The organism is Streptomyces sp. NPDC001927, from assembly GCF_053594455.1.
Genome location: NZ_JBSFEN010000004.1, coordinates 413,068 through 436,977 on the forward strand (window position 1 = coordinate 413,068; position 23,910 = coordinate 436,977).

Annotated in this window: 21 protein-coding genes and 2 tRNA genes; 6 read left to right on the plus strand and 17 right to left on the minus strand. The window is 70.6% G+C overall.

Annotation, left to right across the window (positions count from 1 at the left end; all coding sequences use genetic code 11):
* Positions 1-62 precede the first annotated feature (62 nt).
* On the plus strand, positions 63-317 hold the full coding sequence (crgA, locus tag ACWCO8_RS12480; RefSeq protein ID WP_362005428.1) for a cell division protein CrgA: 255 nt from the start codon (positions 63-65) through the stop codon (positions 315-317).
* Between the two features lie 306 nt (positions 318-623).
* On the opposite strand, the gene ACWCO8_RS12485 is transcribed toward crgA, so the two are convergent.
* Together ACWCO8_RS12485 and ACWCO8_RS12490 are read right to left on the minus strand one after the other, a co-directional pair.
* Entirely contained in the window at positions 624-1,490 is an 867-nt protein-coding gene (locus tag ACWCO8_RS12485; protein ID WP_451032207.1) for a rhomboid family intramembrane serine protease, read from the minus strand.
* Positions 1,491-1,611: 121 nt separating this feature from the next.
* The gene (locus ACWCO8_RS12490) at positions 1,612-2,139 is read right to left on the minus strand and encodes a peptidylprolyl isomerase (RefSeq protein WP_451032208.1); all 528 of its coding nucleotides are present in this window, start codon (positions 2,137-2,139) and stop codon (positions 1,612-1,614) included.
* Positions 2,140-2,329: 190 nt separating this feature from the next.
* Between ACWCO8_RS12490 and ACWCO8_RS12495 the strand changes: the two genes are divergently transcribed.
* A complete protein-coding gene (locus ACWCO8_RS12495; protein ID WP_451032209.1) occupies positions 2,330-3,070 on the plus strand; it encodes a DUF5324 family protein in 741 nt (246 codons plus the stop codon).
* Positions 3,071-3,179: 109 nt separating this feature from the next.
* On the opposite strand, the gene ACWCO8_RS12500 is transcribed toward ACWCO8_RS12495, so the two are convergent.
* The 5 genes from ACWCO8_RS12500 to ACWCO8_RS12520 form a co-directional block, all read right to left on the minus strand.
* Positions 3,180-3,557, minus strand: coding sequence for a DUF6344 domain-containing protein (locus ACWCO8_RS12500; protein ID WP_451032210.1), 378 nt, complete (start codon positions 3,555-3,557; stop codon positions 3,180-3,182).
* 189 nt (positions 3,558-3,746) lie between these two features.
* Positions 3,747-5,006, minus strand: a complete 1,260-nt coding sequence (locus tag ACWCO8_RS12505; protein ID WP_451032211.1) for an MFS transporter — start codon at positions 5,004-5,006, stop codon at positions 3,747-3,749.
* A 73-nt stretch (positions 5,007-5,079) separates the two neighbouring features.
* Positions 5,080-5,814 carry an MgtC/SapB family protein gene (locus ACWCO8_RS12510; protein ID WP_451032212.1) on the minus strand — a complete coding sequence of 245 codons (735 nt, stop codon included), beginning with the start codon at positions 5,812-5,814 and terminating at the stop codon, positions 5,080-5,082.
* 82 nt (positions 5,815-5,896) lie between these two features.
* Positions 5,897-6,817, minus strand: a complete 921-nt coding sequence (locus ACWCO8_RS12515; RefSeq protein WP_451032213.1) for a CorA family divalent cation transporter — start codon at positions 6,815-6,817, stop codon at positions 5,897-5,899.
* A gap of 48 nt (positions 6,818-6,865) precedes the next feature.
* Positions 6,866-7,045, minus strand: a complete 180-nt coding sequence (locus ACWCO8_RS12520; protein ID WP_451032214.1) for a hypothetical protein — start codon at positions 7,043-7,045, stop codon at positions 6,866-6,868.
* A gap of 554 nt (positions 7,046-7,599) precedes the next feature.
* Here ACWCO8_RS12520 and ACWCO8_RS12525 point away from each other — a divergent pair.
* The gene (locus ACWCO8_RS12525) at positions 7,600-9,378 is read left to right on the plus strand and encodes an ABC transporter permease (RefSeq protein ID WP_451032215.1); all 1,779 of its coding nucleotides are present in this window, start codon (positions 7,600-7,602) and stop codon (positions 9,376-9,378) included.
* Positions 9,379-9,436: 58 nt separating this feature from the next.
* Entirely contained in the window at positions 9,437-10,870 is a 1,434-nt protein-coding gene (locus ACWCO8_RS12530) for an ABC transporter ATP-binding protein (RefSeq protein ID WP_451032216.1), read from the plus strand.
* A gap of 9 nt (positions 10,871-10,879) precedes the next feature.
* Here the strand turns inward: ACWCO8_RS12530 and ACWCO8_RS12535 are convergent, their stop codons facing one another.
* Both ACWCO8_RS12535 and ACWCO8_RS12540 read right to left on the minus strand, forming a co-directional pair.
* The gene (locus ACWCO8_RS12535) at positions 10,880-11,299 is read right to left on the minus strand and encodes an ArsR/SmtB family transcription factor (protein ID WP_451032217.1); all 420 of its coding nucleotides are present in this window, start codon (positions 11,297-11,299) and stop codon (positions 10,880-10,882) included.
* A 76-nt stretch (positions 11,300-11,375) separates the two neighbouring features.
* A tRNA-Ala gene (locus ACWCO8_RS12540) sits at positions 11,376-11,448 on the minus strand.
* Positions 11,449-11,577: 129 nt separating this feature from the next.
* On the opposite strand from ACWCO8_RS12540, the gene ACWCO8_RS12545 reads away from it, so the two are divergent.
* Together ACWCO8_RS12545 and ACWCO8_RS12550 are read left to right on the plus strand one after the other, a co-directional pair.
* On the plus strand, positions 11,578-12,126 hold the full coding sequence (locus ACWCO8_RS12545; RefSeq protein WP_362005411.1) for a helix-turn-helix domain-containing protein: 549 nt from the start codon (positions 11,578-11,580) through the stop codon (positions 12,124-12,126).
* Positions 12,127-12,193: 67 nt separating this feature from the next.
* Positions 12,194-13,537, plus strand: coding sequence for a serine/threonine-protein kinase (locus tag ACWCO8_RS12550; RefSeq protein WP_451032218.1), 1,344 nt, complete (start codon positions 12,194-12,196; stop codon positions 13,535-13,537).
* A gap of 34 nt (positions 13,538-13,571) precedes the next feature.
* Here the strand turns inward: ACWCO8_RS12550 and ACWCO8_RS12555 are convergent, their stop codons facing one another.
* From ACWCO8_RS12555 to ACWCO8_RS12590, 8 genes are all read right to left on the minus strand, one after another.
* Positions 13,572-14,939, minus strand: coding sequence for a hypothetical protein (locus ACWCO8_RS12555; RefSeq protein ID WP_451032219.1), 1,368 nt, complete (start codon positions 14,937-14,939; stop codon positions 13,572-13,574).
* Positions 14,936-16,867 (minus strand): vWA domain-containing protein, encoded by a 1,932-nt coding sequence (locus tag ACWCO8_RS12560; protein ID WP_451032220.1) that lies wholly within the window; start codon positions 16,865-16,867, stop codon positions 14,936-14,938. Before ACWCO8_RS12560 ends, ACWCO8_RS12555 begins: the two co-directional genes overlap by 4 nt.
* A gap of 210 nt (positions 16,868-17,077) precedes the next feature.
* Positions 17,078-17,212: a DLW-39 family protein gene (locus ACWCO8_RS12565; RefSeq protein ID WP_003958712.1), complete on the minus strand. Its 135-nt coding sequence runs from the start codon at positions 17,210-17,212 to the stop codon at positions 17,078-17,080.
* 145 nt (positions 17,213-17,357) lie between these two features.
* A tRNA-Ile gene (locus tag ACWCO8_RS12570) sits at positions 17,358-17,431 on the minus strand.
* Positions 17,432-17,528: 97 nt separating this feature from the next.
* A complete protein-coding gene (locus ACWCO8_RS12575; RefSeq protein ID WP_362005402.1) occupies positions 17,529-18,185 on the minus strand; it encodes a DUF3566 domain-containing protein in 657 nt (218 codons plus the stop codon).
* 99 nt (positions 18,186-18,284) lie between these two features.
* On the minus strand, positions 18,285-20,897 hold the full coding sequence (gene gyrA, locus ACWCO8_RS12580; protein WP_451032221.1) for a DNA gyrase subunit A: 2,613 nt from the start codon (positions 20,895-20,897) through the stop codon (positions 18,285-18,287).
* A gap of 41 nt (positions 20,898-20,938) precedes the next feature.
* Positions 20,939-22,984 (minus strand): DNA topoisomerase (ATP-hydrolyzing) subunit B, encoded by a 2,046-nt coding sequence (gene gyrB / locus ACWCO8_RS12585; RefSeq protein WP_362005396.1) that lies wholly within the window; start codon positions 22,982-22,984, stop codon positions 20,939-20,941.
* 348 nt (positions 22,985-23,332) lie between these two features.
* Positions 23,333-23,902: a DUF721 domain-containing protein gene (locus ACWCO8_RS12590; RefSeq protein WP_451032222.1), complete on the minus strand. Its 570-nt coding sequence runs from the start codon at positions 23,900-23,902 to the stop codon at positions 23,333-23,335.
* Between the last annotated feature and the right edge of the window lie 8 nt (positions 23,903-23,910).

Genomic DNA, 23,910 nt, shown 5'->3' on the forward strand with positions numbered 1-23,910 from the left:
CACCCCGGCGCCAGCCACAGTTCCCTGCGCGGTCACGCAGCGCATCGACAGGAGAGTCCCTCGTGCCGAAGTCACGTATCCGCAAGAAGGCCGACTTCACGCCCCCGCCCGCCAAGCAGGCCACCAACATCAAGCTGACCAACCGCAGCTGGGTGGCACCGGTGATGCTGGCGCTGTTCCTGATCGGGCTCGTGTGGATCGTCGTCTTCTACGTCACCGACGGCTCGCTGCCGGTGAAGTCCCTCAACAACTGGAACATCGTGGTGGGCTTCGGCTTCATCGCGGCCGGTTTCGGCGTCTCCACGCAGTGGAAGTAGCGGGCGCCCGACGCGCCCGTCAAGCCTTGCCCTGAACTTATCCACAGCGTTGTGCACAGCACTGGATAACTTACGAAGATCTGTGGATAACTCAGGCCGGGTTGACGCCGGTGTGACTGCGGCAGCGCCGCCCCGCACCTGACACGCCCCTCGCTCCCGCTGGAAAAGACCAGCTCAGGAGCGAGGGGCGCGGTCGTTCTCCACGAGGTGCACAAGATCCACCACGCACTGTGGATAACTCTGGGGAAAGCTTTGCGAGAAGCTCGTCCACAGCCCTCGTCGCTCAGGTGAGCACGGCCGAGTCGCTCAGGTCAGGACAGCCGAGCGGACCAGGACCATGCCCAGATCGATCAGGAGCACCAGTCCACAGGCCCCGTACTGCACGAGGTTCCGCCGGTCCTTCGGCGCGTGCAGCAGACCGTAGGTCACGAGCGCGCCGCCGACGAGGCCGCCGATGTGCGCCTCCCAGGAGATCCCGGGTCGCGTGAAGGTGAGCAGCAGCGAGAGGGCGACGAAGAGGGCCACCGGCCGCATGTCGTACCGCTGCCGCCGGGTGAGCACCGCCCAGGCGCCGATCAGGCCGAAGACGACGCCGGAGGCGCCCAGGGAGGGCTGGTTCGACGGCGCGATCACATAGGCGAGGGCGGAGCCGGAGAGTCCGGAGAGCAGACAGAGCGCGGCGTACCGGATCCGGCCGAGCTCCGGTTCGACGATGCCGCCGATCACCCAGAGTCCCAGCATGTTGAAGACGAAGTGCGCGACCTCCTGGTGGAGGAAGGTCGAGGTCAGCAGCCGGTACCACTCGCCGTCCGCGACCCCGACGACCTCGCCGAGCGGCGGGCTGTACGCGTAGCCGATCAGCGCCAGCTCGTCCACGACCCGGTCGCCGGCCGCCTGGACGGCGATGAAGAGGGCCAGGTTGATCGCGATGAGGATCTTGGTGACGAGCCGCCCGTCCGAGGCGACCCGGCCGCCGGCGAGCGTACGGGGCTGGTTGGCGTCGGGCGCGTGGCCCGTGCCGGAGCCGTTGCGCACACAGTCCGGGCACTGGAAGCCGACGGACGCCGAGACCATGCACTGCGGGCAGATCGGCTTGTCGCAGCGGGTGCAGCGGATGCCTGTCTCGACGTCAGGGTGGCGGTAACAACGCGGCAGGCCGGACTGCGGCTCCATGGAGGTCCCTCCCGAGGAGATGGGGGCGGCGCGGCGAGGAAGCGCCCCGCCTTCCCTGTACGGACGGACGGGGCGGAAAGGTTCCCTGAACGAGGGCGAGGTCGCTGCCCAGGTCAGTGGGTCAGCGGGTCTCGATGAGGACCGACTCCAGGACCACGTCGTTCAGCGGCCGCTTGGTGTTCGGGTTGACCGGCACCGAGGAGATCACGTCGACGACCTTCCGGCTCTTCGCGCCGACGACCTCGCCGAAGATCGTGCGCTTGTGGTTCAGCCAGGTCGTCGCGCCGACGGTGATGAAGAACTGCGAGCCGTTCGTGCCGGGGCCCGCGTTGGCCATGGCCAGCAGATAGGGACGGTCGAACCAGAGCTCGGGGTGGAACTCGTCGGGGAACTCGTAGCCGGGACCGCCCGTGCCGTTCCCCAGCGGGTCCCCGCCCTGGATCATGAAACCCTCGATGACCTGGTGGAAGACGGTGCCGTCGTACAGCGGGTCCGCGGCCACTCTGCCGGTCGCCGGGTGCGTCCACTCCCGCTCGCCCCGGGCGAGTTCGGTGAAGTTCCTGACCGTGTTGGGGGCGTGCTCCGGCAGCAGCCGGATCTCGATGTCACCCCGACTGGTCCTCAGAGTGGCGTAGAGCTGCTCGGCCACGGTCCGCCTTCCCGTAAGTCTGCCCACTTGACGCGCATCGCATCCTCGCACGGAAGCACGGAAGCGTCGTGGGTGGTCGGGGGTATGCCCCGGATGCCAGCCCCACATGCCGGACCGCGATCCGGCAGGCATGATTTCGAAAAGGGTGGAAAGGCGAAAAACCGACACCACCACCGAGTAGGAGGATCCCGTGACCCGGATGGACAGCGTGCGCGCCGCGGCCGATTCGGCCAAGGAAAGCTACCTGCACGCCGCGGAAGTGGTGGCGCCCTATGCGGAGTCGGCCAAGGAGCAGGCCGCTCAGTACGCCGGCACGGCCAAGGACCAGGCCGCGCGCTATGCGCACGACGCACGTGTCCGGCTCGCGCCGAAAGTCTCGAAGGCCGCTCATCAGGCCCGCGTACAAGCTCGTGTGCAGTACGACTCCCATGTCGCACCGCATGTACCGCCGCGGGTCGACGACGCCGCGCAACGCGCCGCGCTGGTGACCCGCAAGGCCGCCCGTCAGGCGGCCGACTACACCAAACCACGTGTGGAGCACGCGGTCGCCGCTACCGGTCCCGTTCTCGACGAGGCCGGATCGCGCTCGGTGGCCGCCTGGGCCGCGCTGCGCGGTCAGGTGACACCGAAGGAGATCGAGAGGCTCGTGCGCAAGCACGAGCGCCGTGCCAGGGCCGGACGTCTCGCCAAGGGACTGATCGTCCTGGGCGTGGTGGCCGCCGGCGTCTTCTGTGCGTGGAAGTGGTGGGACAAGCAGGCCAACCCGGACTGGCTGGTCGAACCGCCCGCTCCCACCGAGGTGGATGAGGGTCTCTCGGAACCGTCGTCCCGAGGCGCTCTCGATCCTGAGGTGGAGGCCAAGGAGGCCGAAGCCGAAGCCGAGGCCGAGGCCGAGGTGGAGGGGGACACGGAGCGCGACGAGCGTCGCTGACCGTGGGCTGCCTCCGCGTTCGGGCCTTCGGAACGTTCAGGCTTTCGGAACGTTCGGGTGGCGTGCGGCGGTGGACGTGGGGAGGAGTGAACCACTCGACTCCCCGCGCCTACGCCGCCGCGGCGAGCGCCAGGCCCGACAGCTCCGTCTGGTCGGCGAGCGTCGTGTCGGTCGGGGCGTCGCCGCGCAGGTGGCGTACGGAGGGCGAGGAGTTGTGGGCCTCGGCGCCGATGCGCTGCTTGATCGTGGGCGGCAGCGAGCGCTCGCGGACCGTGGTGGGCCACGCATAGGCCGACCTCTGCGCCGGTACGGCGGTTGTGGTGCGCGCTCCGGCTGCGGGGGCGGGCGCGGCGGCCGGCTCCTCCGGCTGCTGGACGGCGGGAGCCTGCGCGGCGGTGGCGGTGGACGCCAGGCCGACGGAGGCGAGCAGGGCGAAGAGTACGGAGATGAAGGCGGTCCAGAACTGCTTGACCTTGGCGGTGGCCATGGCCCCTCGCTTTCGTCGTGTGGTGCTCGAGACGTTCGTGGTGACGTTCGTGCTGTTCGTCAGGTTCTCGGATGGTTCATTTCGAATTGCGCGCTTTTCGTACATTCCTCATGATGGGGACGCGGCTCCGGATTGCCCGGAGCGACGCCGTCGCCGCGCAGTTCTTCCGATGAACACCACACGTCCGGCTCAACGCACGCCGAGCAGCTCCGCCGTGTCCCGCCCGGCAGGCGCCTGCGCGCGGGCCCGCTCCGCCCAGCGCACGGCGGGCCCGGTGACCGCCCCGGCCAGCAGGAAGATCCCGCCGAGCACCAGCCAGCCGGGCGCGCCCCAGGTGACCAGGAGGGCTGTGACCAGGAACGGGCCGAGGGTGCGGGCCACGGGGACACCGGTTCCGTAGAAGCCCTGGTACTGGCCGATCCGGCCGACGGGCGCGAGGGCGAAGCCGATCTGCCAGGAGCCCGCGGAGTGGCGCATCTCGGCGACCACCTGCAGCGCCGCGCCGACGACGAGGACGGCGACTGTCGTCCACGGTCCGAGGCCGACGGCCGTCACCGCGAACACGGCGCACGAGGCGAGCATGACCACCCCGGCCCGGCCCACCGCGCGCGTGGCATGGGGAAGGCCCGTGACCTTCCGTGCCGTCCGCACCTGGAAGAGCATCACGAACCCGGTGTTGAGGACGAACAGCGCCGAGACGATCCAGCCGGGCGCGGAGGTGCGCTGCACGATCCACAGCGGCAGGGCGAGGCTGAGCAGCGGCAGCCGCAGCAGCATCAGCGCGTTGAGGAGGGTGAGCAGCGCGTACGGGCGGTCGCGGAGCACCGCGAGGCGCGGCTCGCCGGCGGCGGCCGGCGGGACGGGGGCGACGGCGGGCAGTCCGCGCAGCAGCAGGGCGCAGACCAGGAAGCCGACCGCGTCCAGGGCGAAGACGGAGAGGTACGCGGTACGGGTGCCGGCGTGCAGGGCGAGCCCGCCCAGGCCCGCGCCGACGGCGAGCCCCGCGTTGAGGGTGGACTGCAGCCTGGCCAGTACCTCCGTACGGGCCGCGGGCTCGACGAGGCCTGCGAGCAGCGCCTGACGGGCGGCGGCGAGGCCGCTCTGGGCGGTGGCGTACACGGCGGCGGCGACCAGGAACGGGACGAAGGAGCGGATGAAGAGGAACGAGCCGACGGCCGCCGCCGTGGAGAGGGCGAGCAGGACGGCGGTCGTGCGGGGCCCGCGCCGGTCGGCGAGGTGGCCCAGCCAGACTCCGGCGACCGAGCCGACGGCCCAGGCGAGGGTGAGGCCGATGCCGATCCGGGCGGCGGACAGGCCGACGATCTGGCTGAAGTAGAGGGCGGAGGTGACGTAGAACGCGCCGTCGCCGATCGCGTTGCTCAGCTGGGCGAGGAGCAGCGCGCGAGGAGCCCTGGAGGCCCGCTGTACCGGGGAGTTGATGTTCGCCATGGACACGACGTTACGGTCCAGTGGCCCAGCCGGGCAGATCCAATGCGGGCCGCTGATCGTGGGCCACTTGGGGTCATTTACTGCCGGCGAGAGCGCGCCCCTCGTCCGCCTCCTCCTCGTCGGCGAGGTGCCAGTGGAGGTCGCGGATGCCGGGTTCGAGCGAGAGGCGGGCGACGAGGTGTTCCAGCGCGGTGCCGGGCGGGCCGTCGAGCGTGAGGGCGGCTTCCAGGGTGGTGCTGTCGTCCTGGCCGCGACGGACGTTGACCCCGGTGAGCTGGGGTCCGGTGCTGCTGAGGAGCTGGATGAGCAGGGCCCGGATGTGGGGTTCCTCGCTCCGGTCGCAGCGGACGTGGACCGTGACGTGGCTGACCGTGTCGGTGTTGCTCTGCGGGGCCCGGTCGACCAGGCGGCTGGCCGGGCGCAGGACGACGTGGATCGCGAGGACGCCGAGCGCGCCCAGGACCGCGAGGGCAAGGCGTCCGGAGGCGGCGAGGACGCCGACGGCGGCCGAGCACCACAGGGTGGCGGCGGTGTTGAGGCCGCGTACGGAGGCGCCGTCGCGCATGATGACGCCGCCGCCGAGGAAGCCGACGCCGGAGACGACGTAGGAGGCGACCCGGGTGGGGCTGGTCGGGTCGGCCATCGCCTCGCTGTAGAGGACGAACAGGGTGGCGCCGGCGGCGACGAGCGCGTTGGTGCGCAGCCCCGCCATGCGGGCGCGCCACTGGCGCTCGACGCCGATGAGGGCTCCGCAGCCGACGCCGGTGGCCAGCCTGAGGGCGAAGTCGAGGGTGGACAGGTTGCTCATGGGTGGTCACCTCCGTACGGCCGCCAGGGCGATGACGCCCGGGCGGGCCGGTGACTGCGGGTCTTCTGAAGGGGCGAACGGGCTAGCGGAGCCAGCCGCGGCGGCGGATGTACCAGAGCGGGATCAGCGCGGCGACGAAGGTCAGCAGGGTCGTGACCAGGAAGCCGTGGTCCCAGGAGAGTTCCGGCATGTTGGTGAAGTTCATGCCGTAGAACGTGGCTATCAGGGTCGGCGGCAGGAAGACCGCGGTGATGATCGTGAAGACCTTCACGATCTGGTTCTGCTTCACGTCCAGCGAGGTCATGATCGACTGCTGGAGGTAGCGGACCTTGTCGTGCTCGTAACTGGCGTGGTCCTTGACGCCGTTGATGTCGGCGAGCAGGACGTCGATGAGCGCGGCGAGCTGCGGGTCGCGGGTGCCCGACTCGGCCCGGAGGTGGCGGGCCGCGCGGGCCAGCATCAGCTGGGACTCCTGCGAGCGGGAGACGATCTCCTCGGCCGCGTTCATCCGCTTGATGGTGTCCTGCATGTCGCTGACGCCGATCTCGACGCCCCGCTCGTCGTACCCGTCCGTGGCGAGCGCGATCTCGTCGCTCATGTGCTCCAGGACGTCGCTGGCATGGTCGATGACCCGCTCCTGCGCCTCGTTGAGGGCGTACAGCAGCGTGTACATCACGCCTTGTGCGCTCTCAGCGAGGTGCGGAAGGCGGCGCATCCGTGCCAGTGCCTTGTCGAACGGAGTGAAGGGGGTGGCGGGCTGGAGCGTGACGAGGACGTCGTCGCCGAGGGCGAAGACCAGTCGCTCGCGCCGGATGGTCTCGCCGTCGCGAACGTTGACGACGACGGGCAGGTGGACGAAGGTGTCCGACTCCCACACCCGGCCGCCGGCCGCCTCGAAGTCGACACCGGTGGCCTCGCGGGCCTTCGCCAGGGCCGCGCCGTCGTCGGCGGCGACCTGGATCCAGCGGTCCGTCCGCCGGCCGTTGAGCTGGTCTTTCTGCATGTTTTCCCTCCTCGAAGGTGCGTGTGCGCAGGGCCTGTTCGCGGCCCGTTACGGGTTGTACGGAGAGGTGGACGAGGAGCCGGCCGGTGCGGGCGGCGGCTCGGGGGCGCCGTAGTGGACGATCAGCAGTCCGGCGCAGATGACGAGATAGAGCGCGGTGGTGAAGGCGATGGCCTGGCGCTCCAGGCTGGGGCGCTTCGCCTTCGAGGGCGCTGCCTTGTTGAGCATGACCATGGGGAACCCCCAGGTGTGAGATGACGATGGAAAGAGCCCGCGGCGGGCACGGCGGTGGAGAGCGGGGCGCTGCGCACCGCTCGGTTCCACGCATGGGGTGGGAAGGGGAAGGCCGTACAGCTGTACCGACCTGTGCGGACATGACGTACGTGCGCCGTCCGGAAATCCATACTTGCACATCGGCGCAACAACGAGCAAAGGAAGTGACCGGGCCCTCATATTTGCGTATCGACGCAATGAGGCGCACACTTCCGAAGGCGCCCCTTCACCGGACCACCGGATTCATCCGCCCGGGGCCGCCACGACAGAGGAACCGCAGGCCGAGTCGGAGGAGGCAGCCATGAGCGCAGATCCTCCCAGTCCGTGCCCCTGCCCCCTCGGCAGCCGCTGACCTTCGCCCGCTCCCCGTGCTCCCCACGCGGGACAGGCCCGGCGCGCCCGCCCGCGCTCCGCTCCACGCGCAGCAGGCGAGTGCTGTCATGTCCTCGCTCTGCTCACGCCCATCCGCACGTGCCGGGTACCCCCGCCCCGTGGCCGGAGGTTCTTCCATGTCGTTCCGGACCAGGCCCGCCCCTTCTCAGGTCTCCCTCGCTTCACCCGCGCCGGCCTCCCTCGCATCCCGGGTGGCCAACCGGCTGACCGCGCTCACCTGGGTCGACGCGGTGGTCGCCGCCGCCGTCCTCGTCCTGCTCTACGTCACCCTCCGGGTGGGCGAGGGCACCACCGTCAGCTTCACCACCAGCCAGTCCGCCCAGGTCGACACCGACCCGGCCCGGCTGCCCTACGACGCCGCACGCTCCCTGCTGCGGATGTTCATCGCGCTCGCCGCGTCCATCGTCTTCACCCTCGTCTACGCGTACGCCGCCGCCCGCTCCCGCCGTCTGGAGCGGATCCTCATCCCCGCCCTGGACATCCTCCAGTCCGTGCCCGTGCTCGGCTTCCTCACCGTCGCCGTCACCGGCTTCCTCGCCCTCTTCCCCGGCTCCATGGTCGGCCTCGAATGCGCGGCGATCTTCGCGATCTTCACCTCGCAGGCGTGGAACATGACCTTCGGCTTCTACCAGTCGCTCACCTCCCTCCCCCGCGAACTCGACGAGCTCTCCCGCTCGTTCGGCTTCAGCCGCTGGATGCGGTTCTGGAAGGTCGAGGTGCCGGCCGGGGCGATCGGCCTGGTCTGGAACGGCATGATGAGCTTCGGCGGCGGCTGGTTCTTCCTCGTCGCCGCCGAGGCCATCACCGTCGGCGGCCAGTCGTACGCCCTGCCCGGCGTCGGCTCCTACGCGGGCGCCGCGATCGCCGACGGCGACCTCGGCAAGATCGGCTGGGCCATCCTCACCATGGCCGTCATGGTCACCGGGGTGAACTTCCTCTTCTGGCGACCGCTGACCGCCTGGGCGGAGAAGTTCAAGAACGAGCAGTCCGAGGCGGGCGAGACCCAGCGCTCCTTCGTCCTGGACTTCCTGCGCCGCTCCCACTGGCCCCGGCTGCTCGGCCGGCTGCTGCGCCCGGCCGGCGAGGGCCTGGGCCGGGCGGGCCGGCTCCTCGGCACCGACGACCGCGCGCTCTTCGTCGACCGTACGCGGCAGCGCACCGGTGACCTCGTGTTCGCCGCTGTCGCGGGCGCGCTGATCCTGTGGGGCCTGTTCGACCTCGGCCGGTACCTCTACGACGCGACCGGCCTCGGCGTCTTCGCGGAACCGCTTCTCCTCGGCCTCGCCACCCTCGCCCGCGTCGTCGTCCTCGTCATCGGCGCGACCCTGATCTGGGTGCCGATCGGCGTGAGGATCGGCTTCTCACCGCGGCTGACCCGGATCGCCCAACCCGTCGTCCAGGTCCTGGCCTCCTTCCCCGCCAACTTCCTCTTCCCGCTCGCCACCTGGTTCTTCATCAGGACGGGCCTGTCGATCGACATCGGCGGCATCTTCCTGATGGCGCTGGGCGCCCAGTGGTACATCCTCTTCAACACCATCGCCGGCGCCATGGCCATCCCGACCGACCTGCGCGAGGCCATGGACGACCTCGGCGTACGCGGATGGCAGCGCTGGAAGCGCCTGATCATCCCGGGGATCTTCCCCTCGTACGTCACCGGCGGCATCACCGCGTCCGGCGGCGCCTGGAACGCCTCGATCGTCTCCGAGGTCGTCACCTTCGGCGGCACCACCCTGACCGCCACCGGCCTCGGCGCGTACATCTACCAGGCCACCGAGCGCGGCGACTACCCGCACCTGCTCGCCGGGGTGGCCGTGATGAGCGTGTACGTCGTCGCTCTCAACCGGCTCGTCTGGCGCCGTCTCTACCGCCTGGCGGAAGCCCGCTACACCCTCTGACGGCCCCCCTCAGCACCTCTCTCCGTACCCCTCTCAGCGCCCCCTACTGGAGCCTCCCATGGTCTTCGCAGCCCTCCGCAACCGCCGCCTCGCCCGCGCCACGGGCGCCGCCCCGGCCCCCGCCCCCGTCGACGGCGAGGTCCTGCTCGAAACGGTCGGCCTGACCAAGTCGTACGCGGGCGCCGACGGTGAACTCCCCGTCCTCTCCGGCATCGACCTGAAGATCCGGGCCGGCGAGATCGTCGCCCTGCTCGGCAAGTCCGGCTCCGGCAAGTCCACCCTGCTGCGCTGCCTCGCCGGGCTCGTCCCGCCCAGCTCGGGAACCGTCACCTACCGCGGCACGAACCTGACCGGTGCCAACCCCGGCACCGCCATGGTCTTCCAGACCTTCGCCCTGCTGCCCTGGCTCACCGTCCAGCAGAACGTCGAACTCGGCCTGGAGGCCAAGGGGATGCCCGCGACGGAGCGGGCCGAGGCCGCCCGGCAGGCCATCGACCTCATCGGCCTCGACGGCTTCGAGTCCGCCTACCCCAAGGAGCTGTCCGGCGGCATGCGCCAGCGCGTCGGCTTCGCCCGCGCGCTCGTCGTCGAGCCGGACGTGCTGATGATGGACGAGCCGTTCTCCGCACTCGACGTGCTGACCGCCGAGAACCTGCGCGGCGAGCTGATGGAGCTGTGGGAGTCGGGCCAGTTCCCCACCCGCGCGGTCGTCCTGGTCACCCACAACATCGAGGAGGCCGTCCTGATGGCCGACCGGATCGTGGTCCTCGGCTCCCGCCCGTACGGCACGATCCGGGAGACCATCGAGATCGGCCTCGACCGGCCCCGCGACCGGAACGCCCCCGCGTTCGAGGAGCTCATCGACCGCGTCTACCGGATCATGACCGGCCGCCCGAAGGAGACCCGTACCCCGGGCCGTACGGAGACCCCCGCCGCCGAGAAGCGGACACTCGCCGACACCCCGCTGCCCACGGCCACCGTCGACGGCCTCTCCGGCCTCGCCGAGATCGTCGCCCACCGCGACGGCACGGCCGACCTCGCCGATCTCGCGGACGACCTCGGCCTCGACGTCGACGACGTCCTTCCGCTCGTCGACGCCCTCGACCTCCTCGGCCTCGCCGAGATCCACGGCGACGACCTGCGGCTGACGGACCGGGGTGTCTCCTTCGCCGGCGCCGACGTCCAGACATCGAAGCGGATCTTCGCCGAAGCGGCCCGGGATCTCCCTCTCGTACGGACGATCCTCACCAGCCTCCGCCAGAGCCCCGACGGCGCCCTGCGCGCAGGCTTCTTCCGCGACGTCCTCGCCCACCACTACACCAGCGAGCAGCTCACCCGGCAGCTGGACACCGCCACCGACTGGGGCCGCTACGCCGAGCTCTACTCCTACGACGCCGAACCCGAGGAGTACCGCCTCGACGAGCAGGGCCTGGGCGAGCCGGGCCTCGACGTTCAGAGCACGGGCGGGCAGAGCCTCGGTGGGCAGGTCTGAGCCGAGAGGTCAGCCCGTCGCGGGCCGCCGCCGGGTGGCGCGTACCGCCCCGGCCGGAGCCGTCCGCTCCTGAGCGGCGGGGGCGGTGGCGGCCTCGGCCGCGTCGTCGCGCCCGCCCGCCTCGGCCGGGTCCCCGGCCGCAAGGGTCGCCCCTTCCAGCAGCCCCCGTACGTGCTCGCTCGGCGCCCGGTAGTAGATCCGCGTCCCCTCCCGGCGGGACGTGACGAGCCCCGCCGCCCGCAGCTTCGCCAGATGCTGCGAGGTCGCCGCCACGTGTGCCCCCAACAACTCCGCGAGCGCGCTCACCGGCAGCTCCTCCCGGCTCAGCGCCCACAGCAGCCGGAACCGCGACGGGTCCGCCACCGCCTTGAGCACCGCCACCGCACGGTCGGCACCGTCGGAATCCCACGCCTGATGTTGCACACCCATGCAAGTAGGGTACGCGGCCGCACGCAAAACACCCCTCCCGGCCTGCGTTTCCGCAGGTCAAGAGGGGTGTGAGAAGTGGAGCCTAGGGGAGTCGAACCCCTGACATCTGCCATGCAAAGACAGCGCTCTACCAACTGAGCTAAGGCCCCGGAACGAGAACAGAGTACCGGGTCACCCCCTCATTCCCGCAAAAGGATTGGGACTCCCGGTCGGCGACCACGCTCCGTAAGATGCTGATCGAGGTTCGCAGTGGCGAACCTAAGGGATGGGGAGAAGTAATGGACGCAGTGCAGCAAGAAGCCACGGCTAGAGCCCGCGAGCTTCAGCGCAGTTGGTACGGAGAGCCACTGGGGGCGCTCTTCCGTCGGCTGATCGACGATCTCGGACTGAACCAGGCCCGGCTCGCGGCTGTACTCGGCCTCTCGGCACCCATGCTCTCCCAACTGATGAGCGGCCAGCGCGCCAAGATCGGCAACCCGGCCGTCGTCCAGCGCGTCCAGGCCCTGCAGGAGCTCGCCGGCCAGGTCGCCGACGGCAGTGTCAGCGCGGCCGAGGCCACCGACCGCATGGACGAGATCAAGAAGTCCCAGGGCGGCTCCGTGCTCACCGGCACCAGCCAGACCACGACCAGCTCGGGCGCGCCGACCGTGCGCCGGGTGGTCCGCGAGATCCAGTCGCTGCTGCGCTCGGTCGCGGCGGCCGGCGACATCATCGATGCGGCCGACTCTCTCGCCCCCGCCCACCCCGAACTGGCAGAGTTCCTCCGGGTGTACGGCGCCGGGCGCACCGCCGACGCGGTCGCCCACTACGAGTCGCACCAGAACTGACGCAGGACAGCCGGTCCGGCAGCTGAAACCGGGCCGACGAGGCACGACGGGGAGCGGGCGCAGCGCGATGGGTGAGGTCTTCGCTGGTCGGTACGAACTGGTCGACCCGATCGGACGGGGTGGTGTAGGAGCGGTCTGGCGGGCATGGGACCACCGGCGGCGGCGCTATGTGGCGGCCAAGGTGCTCCAGCAGAGCGATGCCCACACGCTGCTCCGCTTCGTCCGCGAGCAGGCGCTCCGGATCGACCACCCGCACGTCCTCGCCCCGGCCAGCTGGGCCGCCGACGACGACAAGGTGCTGTTCACCATGGACCTGGTGGCCGGCGGGTCTCTGGCCCATGTCATCGGCGACTACGGTCCGCTGCCGCCGCGCTTCGTCTGCACCCTGCTGGACCAACTGCTCGCCGGACTTGCCGCGGTGCACGCGGAGGGGGTCGTGCACCGCGACATCAAGCCGGCGAACATCCTGCTCGACGTCACCGGAACCGGGCGGCCGCACCTGCGGCTGTCCGACTTCGGCATCTCGATGCGCAAGGGCGAGCCCCGCCTCACGGAGACCAACTACGTGGTGGGGACGCCCGGTTACTTCGCGCCCGAGCAGATGCTCGGCGCCGAGCCGGACTTCCCGGCCGACCTGTTCGCGGTCGGCCTGGTCGCGCTCTATCTGCTCCAGGGCCAGAAGCCCGACTCCCGCGCCCTGATCGAGTACTTCATGGCGCACGGGACACCGGGAGCCCCGGCGGGGATCCCCGAGCCGCTGTGGCAGGTCCTGGCCGGCCTGCTCCAGCCGGACCCGGAGGCCCGCTTCAAGACGGCCACGGGCGTGCGCAAGGCGCTGACCACGGCCGTCGAGATGCTGCCCGAGTCCCACAAGGACGAGGAGCCGGTCGAGGTCTTCGACCAGATCGGCCCCCTGCCCACGGGCTTCGGCCCCCACGGCCCCGAGACCCCGGCCGCCCAGACCACGGCCACCCAGAACCCGGCCGCCCAGTCCCCGGCCGCCCAGACGCAGGCCGCCCCCGTGGACGTACCGCCACAGCCACAACCCCACCTCCAGGACCAGGCACAGCCACAACAGCCGCAGCCGCCCCTGCCGAGCCCCTCCGAGACGGGCAGCTTCCATCTGCCCCCGCCGCCCCCACAGCCGGCCCCCACATCCTCCGCGCACGCGGCCTCCCCCCTTCCCGCCGCCGCCCCGGACTTCGCTCGAACCCCGACGGCCGCGGTGCCGTTCCCCCACGCTTCTACTGTTCAATACACCGCTCAGGCCGGACAGGTTCCCACCCCGCGGCCGGCTTCGGCTCCCGTCCCGGCAAAGCGACCGGGACCGCCCCCGAAGGTCGCGGTCCCGGTGCTGTTCCTCGCGCTGGTCTGCTTCGCCGTCGGCATCTGGGCGCTGACCCAGGCCTGACCGGACCCGGCCGGCCCTACCGGCCCCGCCCGCCCTACCAGGCCGCGGGCGGCCCGAACTGCGGCGGACCACCGGGCGGACCGCCCTGCGGACCGCCCTGCCCCGCCGCGTCCCTCGCCGCCCGGCGCCGCCCCGCGAGGGTCCACACACCGAGCCCGACGAGCAGCACCGTGCCCGCGCCGAGCCCGGCCGCCGCGACCAGGACCATGCTCTCGTCGCGCTGCGCCTCGGCCCCGCTCGCGCCGTTGGCGGCCGCGTCCCGGTCGTCGTCGGTGACCTTGAAGGGCCCGGCGTCCCCGTCGTACGCGGGACCCGGCTTCGCCGTGCCGGTGACGTTCACCCGCAGCGTCAGCGGCACCGGCTTGTCCCCGTACTCCTTGACGATCTCCGGGGAGAGCGTCGCCGTCAGGTGGTACCAGCCCGCGAAGCGCAGGGCGTTGGTGTAGCTGTTGGAGGAGTAACGGTTCTCGAAGGCGACCGGCCGGTGCGGGTCGAGCACCACCGTCGCCGGCTTGCCGTCGTAGCTGACGGTGTCCTGGTCGACATGGCCGCGCGCCGGGTTGTCGAGCGAGAGCACCAGCGCGTTCGGGACGTAACCGGTGGCGCCGGTGGGGCTGCTGCCCAGCTCCGCGCTGGCGAAGACCTGCTGCCCCCAGTCGACGGGCACCCGGTAGAACAGCGTCTGCCCGGGCTTGATGTCGGCGCGCCACTCTCCCTGCCGCAGCGAGGTGGCGCCGTGGAAGCCCGCCCCGCCCTGCCGCTTCTGCGGCCCGCCGGCCGGCGGCGCCGGCGTGGAGGAGGGCCAGTTCTCCGGCAGTTCGGTGGGGCCGGTCTGCTTTACGCCCGGCTCGGGGACGTACCGGATCTCCAGTTCCCAGTCGTCGGGCGTGGAGACGGCCTTCGAGATCCGCTCGACCAGCACGTAGTAGGCGCCCGCCTGCTGGCAGGTGGAGCTGTCGGGCTCGATCGTGCGGTGGGCGTACGCGGTGATGGGCCGGGGGAACGCGGCCGACTCGAAGGAGGAGTCCTGGTAGCCGCACTGCGCGCCTGAGCCGTCCTGCAGGGTCACCTTGACCCCGTCGCCGTACTCCGCCTTGCCGCCGGGCTTGGGCACCGCGACCACCGAAACGTAAGCGTTCTGCTTGTCGTCGAGGTCGACCCGGTAGTAGAGCTTGCCGTCCTTCTTGATGCTGTCCCGGTAGCTCTGGCCCGCCTTCAACTGCCGTGCGTCCAGGCTGGTGGCGGCGCCCTTGATCGGCTGGGCACCGCCGTCGAAGCCGTACGGGCCGTCCCCGGCCGCCCACGCGGTCCCCGAGGGCAGCACCGCCGCCGTGAACACGGCCGCGCACACCGCCCCCACCAGGCCCCGGCCCGCACCCACCCTCACGCGCTGCGTCTTCACGCGCCTCTCCTCGTGTCCGTCGCTGTCCCGCTCCCGCCGCCCCGTACCCGCCTCACGAGGAACACGGCCCCCGCGATCAGGACGACGGCCGCGCCGCCCGCCGCGACAGCCTGGGTGACGGTCCATCCTGCCCCGCCCGTCCCTCCGCTGTCTGCGCGCACGGAGCTTTCGCCCCGCTTGTCGGGCTTTCCCGCCGCGGCAACCGGCGCCGCGCCGTGTTCGGGCCCCGACAGTTCCTCGCCGAGGACCGCGATCCGCAGGACCATCGCGATCCGCGGGTTCTCGGCGATCTCCGCCGCCCGCGCGCCCAGGGTGACGGCGATGTAGAAGCCGCCCGTGGTGTGCACGGGAACGACGTTGGGGTGGTGCTCGTACCGGTTGGTCCAGGCGACCGGCACCGTCCCCATGCCGAGCGCGGCGGGACGGCCGTTGTACGTGGTCCGGGAGCTGAACTCGCCCGTACCGCCGCCGACCGGGTGTCGGGCCGGGGTGTAGACCTGCGTGCCGCCGTACGAGTTCACCGACGCGGAGCCGTCGACGGTCGGTTCGTTGGCGAACTCGACGCCGTACCTGAGCTGTTGTCCCCAGCCCACCGGCACCTTGTACCAGAGCGTCTGGGAGGGCAGCAGACGGTCCCGCCACACGCCCCGCCCCAGCTCACGGGCGTCGTTGAAGCCGGTGCCGCCCCTGACCTCGCGGGGGTCGCCGGTGGGCAGGACGGCGTCCTTGCCGCCGCTGCCGTACTCCGGCCGGGACTGTGCCGGGACCGCCCCGGCGGGCAGCGGCGCCTCGACACCGAGGACCAGCTCCAGCGGCCAGCGGGCCGCGTCCGAGGCGGGCTTGCTGCGGCGCTCGACCACGAACCAGTAGCGGCCCGCCTTGTCGCAGGTCGAGTACCGCTTCTCGGTGGGCACGCGGGCGACGGCCGAGGTCAGCGGCACCGCGCCCTCGTTCTGGTGGAACATCTCGCTGTTGGTCGCGCAGGTGCCCTCGCCGCCGGCGGAGGCGTACACGAGGCTGGTGGCCAACGCGTCGACCGTGTCCACCACCGCGCCCGCCTGCGGCACGGCCGTCGCCGAGAAGTCCACCGTGGACACGTCGTCCAGGTCGGCCGCGTAGTACCGCTTCTCACCCGGCCCGATGGTGTCCAGGTACTGCCCCGGTACGAGCGCGGGCGCCCGGTCGCTCGTCGCGGTGCCGGTGATCCGCTCGCCCCGCAGCCGGTAGCCGTCGGCCGAGAGCTGCGCGGCCCGCTGGAGCTGCCGGGCCAGCGCGTCGGCGTCGGGCGCGTCGTAGTAACGGCCGTTGCCCGCCTCGGCGATGCACTCCAGCTGCTCGCGCGCCGCGCCCTTCACCTGGAAGCCGACGGTGTCGATCCGCAGCCCGATCCCGCCCTTGGCGAGCTGTGCGGCCACCGCGCAGGGCGCGGGGTCACCGCAGTTGTCCTCGCCGTCGGAGATCAGCAGGATCGTGCGGCCCGCCCCGACAGCCCCGTCGGCGGGCCGGGGCAGGTCCTGGGCGGCCTTCTGGAGGGAGAGCCCGATGGGCGTGTCCCCGGTGGGCTTCAGGGCCGCGACGGCGGCCTTGAGACCGGCCCGGTCCAGCGGTGCGACCGGGCGGACGAGCCGGGTGTCGGTGCAGCCCCGGGGCCGGTCGGCGCCGTAGACCCGCAGGCCGGTGGGGTGGCCGTCGGGGAGACCGTCGACGACGGTGCCGACGGCGGTGCGGGCCGCCTCCATCCGCGTACGCCCGGAGCCGTCGTCGTCGCCCATGGAGCCCGAGGAGTCCAGCACCATCACGAGGCTCCCGGCCCCGCCGGCTTCCCCGTCGGCCGCGGCCGCTCCCGATGCCGGCGCGAGCAGCAGGGCGAGCAACGCCCCCACCACCCAGCCGGCCGTCACAGTCCTTCGTACGCTCAGCGCTCTCACGCCATCCCCCTTGACCGCGATCAATCAACTTTGCTCTAGCAACGTAGTGATTTGCTCAGGTGAACTCAAGGGGCTTGCCGTCACGGTCCTGAAACAGCGCGCGGGCGCCGGCGACAGCGGTGGGACAGGCGCCGCCGGCCGTGCCCGAAACAGCGCGAAGCCCCGGCCGCTCGAACGCGGCCGGGGCTTCGCCCTCAGACTGTGTGCGACTCAGACACCCGAACCCGCGGGCACGGAGTCGGTCGCCTCCGTCCACAGATCCTGCTCGGCGCGATCCGCCTGGATCTGGCGGTACACGAGGAGCCCGCCGATGGCGGCCAGTGCGACCAGGAGAAGCTTCTTCACCGCGCGACCTCGTCTTTCGTTGACGTAGGAGACTTCTGACGCCCACTCTACACACCGACCGATACCGATCGGTGACCTCGGCCGGGCAGGTCTCACCAAAAGCAATCGGCCCGAACGGGTGAACCGTTCGGGCCGATCGTCACTGTGGGGCTAACAGGATTTGAACCTGTGGCCTCATCCTTATCAGGGATGCGCTCTAACCAACTGAGCTATAGCCCCGCCGCGCTCTGCGGTGTGTGTCCCGCGCGCTGACTCCTGAAGATTAGCGCACGTGGGGGCCAGTCCCAAAATCGGTTCCCCGGCCCCCGTCCCGGCGCTACTCGTCCTCGGCGAGCGTCAGCTCGACACCGCCCACGAATCCGGCCGACAGGTTGTAGATGAACGCGCCCAGCGTCGCCAGGGCGGTCATCAGGACCACGTCGATCACGGCGATGACCGAGGTGAACATCAGCACGCGCGGCAGCGACAGGAACGACTGCAGGTCGAAGCCGTTGGACTCGTTCGAGCCCGTCGCCTCGCTGATCGTGCCGCCGACGGTCGAGAAGACGCCCATGGCGTCCATGACCATCCACAGCACCGAAGCCGCCACGACCGTGCAGACGCCGAGCGCGATGGAGAGCAGGAAGCTCACCTTCATCACCGACCACGGGTCGGCCTTGGCCACCCGCAGCCGCGCCTTGCGCGTACGGGGCGTCGTACGCGCCCCGGTGCGCGGCCGGCGCACGGCGCCCGTGTTCTGACCGCCCACACCGCCCGACACGCCGCCGATCACGCCGCCTGCCACCCCGCCTCCCGTGCCGCCGTCTGCCACGCCGGCCGCCGTCGTACCACCACCGCCGGTGCCCGGCGCCTGCGCGCCGTACGCCTGCGGCGGGTGGTACGGCCCGCTCGGCTGCTGCGCGCCCGCGCGTTCGCCGGGCAGCGGCCCGTTGTACGTCTCGTACGAGGGCTTGGGCCCTCGGGTGTCCGTCACCGCAACCCCCTGGGAGTCCGTGGCGGAGCCACGGGCACCGTTCGCTCCGGCCCCAGCGGAAGCTCCGGCCGAACCGGCGCCCGTGGCTCCACTCACGCTCTACTCCTCGTGCTCCCCGGCCGAGGACTCGTTGCCCTCGGCTGCCTCGGCCGCGGTCGCGACCTCGACGCCTTCGCCGATCTCGGCCTCGGCATCGACCTCGTCGACCTCATCGGCCTCGCTGCCCGCCTCGGCGTTGCGCGCGATGCCGACGACGGCATCCCGCTTCCCCAGGTTGATCAGCTGGACGCCCATGGTGTCACGGCCGGTCTCCCTGACTTCGTTGACTCGCGTACGAATCACACCGCCGGACAGCGTGATGGCGAGGATCTCATCCGTCTCCTCGACCACCAGCGCGCCCACGAGCGAACCGCGGTCCTCCACGATCTTGGCGGCCTTGATTCCGAGGCCACCGCGACCCTGGACGCGGTATTCGTCGACGTTTGTCCGCTTCGCGTACCCACCGTCGGTGGCGGTGAAGACGAACGTACCGGGCCGGACGACATTCATCGAGAGCAGCTCGTCGCCCTCGCGGAAACTCATCCCCTTGACGCCCGAGGTGGCTCGTCCCATCGGACGCAGCGCGTCGTCGGTCGCGGTGAACCGGATCGACTGCGCCTTCTTGCTGATGAGCAGCAGGTCGTCCTCCGCCGAGACCAGCTCGGCGCCGATCAGCTCGTCGTCGCTGCCGTCCTCCGCCTCACGGAGGTTGATCGCGATGACGCCGCCGGCACGCGGGGAGTCGTAGTCCTTCAGCGCGGTCTTCTTCACCAGACCGGCCTTCGTGGCGAGCACCAGGTACGGCGCGGCCTCGTAGTCGCGGATCGCGAGGATCTCGGCGATCTGCTCGTCCGGCTGGAAGGCCAGCAGGTTGGCGACGTGCTGGCCGCGCGCGTCCCGGCCGGCGTCCGGGAGCTCGTACGCCTTCGCCCGGTAGACCCGGCCCTTGTTGGTGAAGAAGAGCAGCCAGTGGTGGGTCGTGGAGACGAAGAAGTGGTCGACGATGTCGTCCTGCTTCAGCTTCGTACCGCGCACGCCCTTGCCGCCGCGCTTCTGCGAGCGGTAGTCCTCGGTCTTGGTCCGCTTCACATAGCCGCCACGCGTGATGGTGACGACGATGTCCTCCTCGGCGATCAGGTCCTCGATGGACATGTCACCGTCGAAGGGCACCAGCTTGGAGCGGCGGTCGTCGCCGAACTTCTCGACGAGCAGCGCCAGCTCCTCGCTGACGATCTGCCGCTGACGCTCCTCGGAGGCGAGGATCGCGTTGTACTCGTTGATCTTCGCCTGGAGCTCATCGTGCTCGGCGACGATCTTCTGGCGCTCCAGGGCGGCGAGCCGGCGCAGCTGCATCTCGAGGATGGCGTTGGCCTGGATCTCGTCGATCTGCAGCAGACCCATCAGGCCCTCGCGCGCGACCTCGACGGTGTCGCTGCGCCGGATGAGCGCGATGACCTCGTCGATCGCGTCCAGCGCCTTGAGCAGACCGCGCAGGATGTGGGCGCGCTCCTCGGCCTTGCGCAGCCGGAAGCGGGTCCGGCGCACGATGACCTCGATCTGGTGCGTCACCCAGTGGCGGATGAACGCGTCGAGCGAGAGCGTGCGCGGCACACCGTCGACGAGCGCCAGCATGTTCGCGCCGAAGTTCGTCTGCAGGTCGGTGTGCTTGTAGAGGTTGTTCAGCACGACCTTGGCGACGGCGTCGCGCTTGAGCACGATGACGAGGCGCTGGCCGGTACGGGACGAGGTCTCGTCGCGGACGTCGGCGATGCCGCCGATCTTGCCGTCCTTGACCAGGTCGGCGATCTTCTGCGCGAGGTTGTCCGGGTTGGTCTGGTACGGAAGCTCCGTGACCACCAGGCACTGGCGGTTCTGGATCTCCTCGACCTCGACGACCGCGCGCATCGTGATGGAGCCGCGACCGGTGCGGTACGCCTCCTCGATGCCCTTGCGGCCCACGACCAGCGCGCCGGTCGGGAAGTCCGGGCCCTTGATCCGCTCGATGAGCGCGTCGAGGAGCTCCTCGTGGGTGGCCTCGGGGTGCTCGAGCGCCCACTGGGCGCCGGCCGCGACCTCGCGCAGGTTGTGCGGCGGGATGTTGGTCGCCATGCCGACCGCGATGCCCGCGGAGCCGTTGACCAGCAGGTTCGGGAAGCGCGCCGGCAGGACCGTCGGCTCCTGGTTGCGGCCGTCGTAGTTGTCCTGGAAGTCGACGGTCTCCTCGTCGATGTCCCGGAGCATCTCCATGGCCAGCGGCATCATCTTGCACTCGGTGTACCGCATGGCGGCGGCCGGGTCGTTGCCCGGAGAACCGAAGTTGCCGTTGGAGTCCACCAGCGGCATCCGCATCGACCAGGGCTGGGCGAGACGGACGAGCGCGTCGTAGATGGAGGAGTCGCCGTGCGGGTGGTACGTACCCATGACGTCACCGACGACGCGGGCGCACTTGTAGAAGCCCTTCTCGGGCCGGTAGCCGCCGTCGTACATCGCGTACAGCACGCGACGGTGGACGGGCTTGAGGCCGTCCCGGACGTCGGGCAGCGCACGCGACACGATGACGGACATCGCGTAGTCGAGGTACGAGCGCTGCATCTCGGTCTCGAGCCCGACGGGCTCGATCCGCAGCACCGGCTCTTCTTCTTCAGTGGTCACAGGGGGGTTCTCGTCGGCCATTGCTGGTCGTCAGTCCTTTCGTACGGTCAGCTGAGACCGACTCAGATGTCGAGGAAGCGAACGTCCTTGGCGTTGCGCTGGATGAAGGAGCGCCGGGCCTCGACGTCCTCACCCATCAGCACCGAGAACAGGTCGTCCGCCTGGGCCGCGTCGTCCAGCGTCACCTGGCCGAGGACACGGTGGTCCTGGTCCATCGTGGTGACGCGCAGCTCCTCGGCGTTCATCTCGCCCAGACCCTTGAAGCGCTGGATCGAGTCTTCCTTGATCCGCTTGCCGTTCTGCTTGCCCAGCTCGACCAGGGCGTCGCGCTCACGGTCCGAGTACGCGTACTCGAAGTCCTCCCGGCCCCACTTGATCTTGTAGAGCGGCGGGCGGGAGAGGTAGACGTGACCGGCCTCGACCAGCGGACGCATGAAGCGGAAGAGGAAGGTCAGCAGCAGGGTGTTGATGTGCTGGCCGTCGACGTCGGCGTCCGCCATCAGGATGATCTTGTGATAGCGGAGCTTCTCGATGTCGAAGTCCTCGTGGACTCCGGTGCCGAAGGCCGAGATCAGCGCCTGGACCTCGGTGTTCTGCAGGATCTTGTCGATGCGCGCCTTCTCGACGTTCAGGATCTTGCCGCGGATCGGCAGGATGGCCTGGTACATCGGGTTGCGGCCGGACTTGGCCGAGCCGCCGGCGGAGTCACCCTCGACGATGAAGATCTCGCACTTGGTGGGGTCGTTCGACTGGCAGTCGCTCAGCTTGCCCGGGAGGGACGCCGACTCCAGCAGACCCTTGCGGCGGGTCAGGTCACGCGCCTTGCGGGCCGCCACGCGCGCGGTGGCCGCCTGGATCGACTTGCGGATGATGTCCGCGGCCTCGACCGGGTTGCGGTCGAACCAGTCGTTGAGGTGCTCGTGGACGATCTTCTGGACGAAGGTCTTGGCCTCCGTGTTGCCCAGCTTGGTCTTGGTCTGGCCCTCGAACTGCGGCTCGCCCAGCTTGACCGAGATGATCGCCGTCAGACCCTCGCGGATGTCCTCACCGGTGAGGTTGTCGTCCTTCTCGCGCAGCAGCTTCTTGTCGCGCGCGTACCGGTTCACCAGACCCGTCAGCGCGGCGCGGAAGCCCTCTTCGTGCGTACCGCCCTCGTGCGTGTGGATCGTGTTGGCGAAGGAGTACACGCCCTCGCTGTACTGCGAGTTCCACTGCATCGCGATCTCGACCGAGAGCATGCGCTCCTTGTCCTCGGCCTCGACGTCGATGACGGTCGGGTGGATCAGCTCGCCCTTGCGCGAGTTGAGGTACTTCACGAAGTCGACGATGCCGCCCTCGTAGTGGTACGTCACCGTGCGCGCGGTCGGCTCTGCGGCCTCCGCGTCCGGGTCGTCGGCGCCGACGGTGGCCTTCGCGGACTCGCGCTCGTCCGTCAGGTTCAGGGTGAGGCCCTTGTTGAGGAAGGCCATCTCCTGGAAGCGGCGCGCGAGGGTCTCGAAGGAGTACTCGGTCGTCTCGAAGACGTCCGGGTCGGCCCAGAACGTCACGGTCGTGCCGGAGTCCGAGACCTCCTCGTGCTTGGCGAGGGGCGCGGTGGGCACACCGAGCTTGTAGTCCTGCGTCCAGCGGTAGCCGTCCCGCTTGATCTCCACGGAGACCTTGGTGGACAGCGCGTTGACCACGGAGACACCGACACCGTGGAGACCGCCGGAGACTGCGTAGCCACCGCCGCCGAACTTGCCGCCCGCGTGCAGGACCGTCAGCACGACCTCGACGGCCGGCTTCTTCTCCACAGGGTGCATGTCGACCGGGATACCGCGACCGTTGTCGACGACGCGCACGCCGCCGTCGGCCAGGATCGTGACGTCGATCGTGTCCGCGTGCCCGGCGAGGGCCTCGTCGACGGAGTTGTCGACGACCTCCTGCACGAGGTGGTGGAGTCCGCGCTCACCGGTCGAGCCGATGTACATGCCGGGTCGCTTGCGGACCGCGTCCAGACCCTCGAGGACGGTGATCGCGCTGGCGTCGTACGACGCAGCGTTGGCGGACGGAGTGTTCTCGTTGGGGTTGCCGGAATCGGCCACGAAGCGCCCTTTCTGGCACAGCACAAGCCGTTCTCCGGGCATACGGGAGCGGCTGCGTCGTTCGACTTGTTCCGCAGGGTGGCGGGATTACCCACCAGTCTACCGGTAGCGCCGACATGAATGGGGGTTTGCCGGTACCTGAGTCCGCATGTGCCGCCCTGCGCGGGAGCGAGACGACTCCCCATATCCGGGGAGGGGCTCCAAAGGGCTCTGACGGCCACCTAGCGCTTCGAGCGGTGACCGGGTGTGGGCATGGTGGTGGGGACCGTTGTGGGCATACGTTCCGCAAGGGCGGAACGGGTGGGCACAGCCCACGAACGCGCTCACCGCGCCAGGGCCCCGCACCACGGGCGCCCGAGGCCCGCGGCTCCGTCAGCCGTACGTGTCCCCGGGCCCGACAGACCCCGGCGCCCGGAGCGGCCCGTACCCCCGTCGCGGCCCGGAACCCGGCCCCAGCACCTTGATGACCCGTACCGTCCCGTGCCCCAGGTCCTCGTTCAACCGCGCCACCAGCCTCGGCGCCAACAGCCGCAGCTGCGTCGCCCACGCCGTCGAGTCGCACTGAACGGTCAGCACCCGCTCCTCCGGAGCGTCGTCGTACTTCAGCGGCACACAGTGCTTCGCCAGGTCCTCGCCGACGATCTGCGGCCAGCGCCCCATGACCCCGCCCACCGCCGCCGGCGTCTCCCAGCCGCGCTCGGTGATGAGCCGGTTGATCGCGGCGCCCAGGCCGACCGGATCCCGCCCGTCGGCGTGCGCTCCCGACCGCAGGCCGCCACCGCGCCGCGCCTGCTTCTTCTGCTGAGCCGCGGCGCCCCGCGCCTTCGCCTGCTCCTTGGCGGCGCGCAGCGCGACGCGGGCCAGGTCGACACCCGAGGGCTCGGGGGCCGCCTTGGCGGCCTGGGGGTCCTGACCGCCCTGGGGAAGCTGGTTCTCGCTCACGCGCGCAC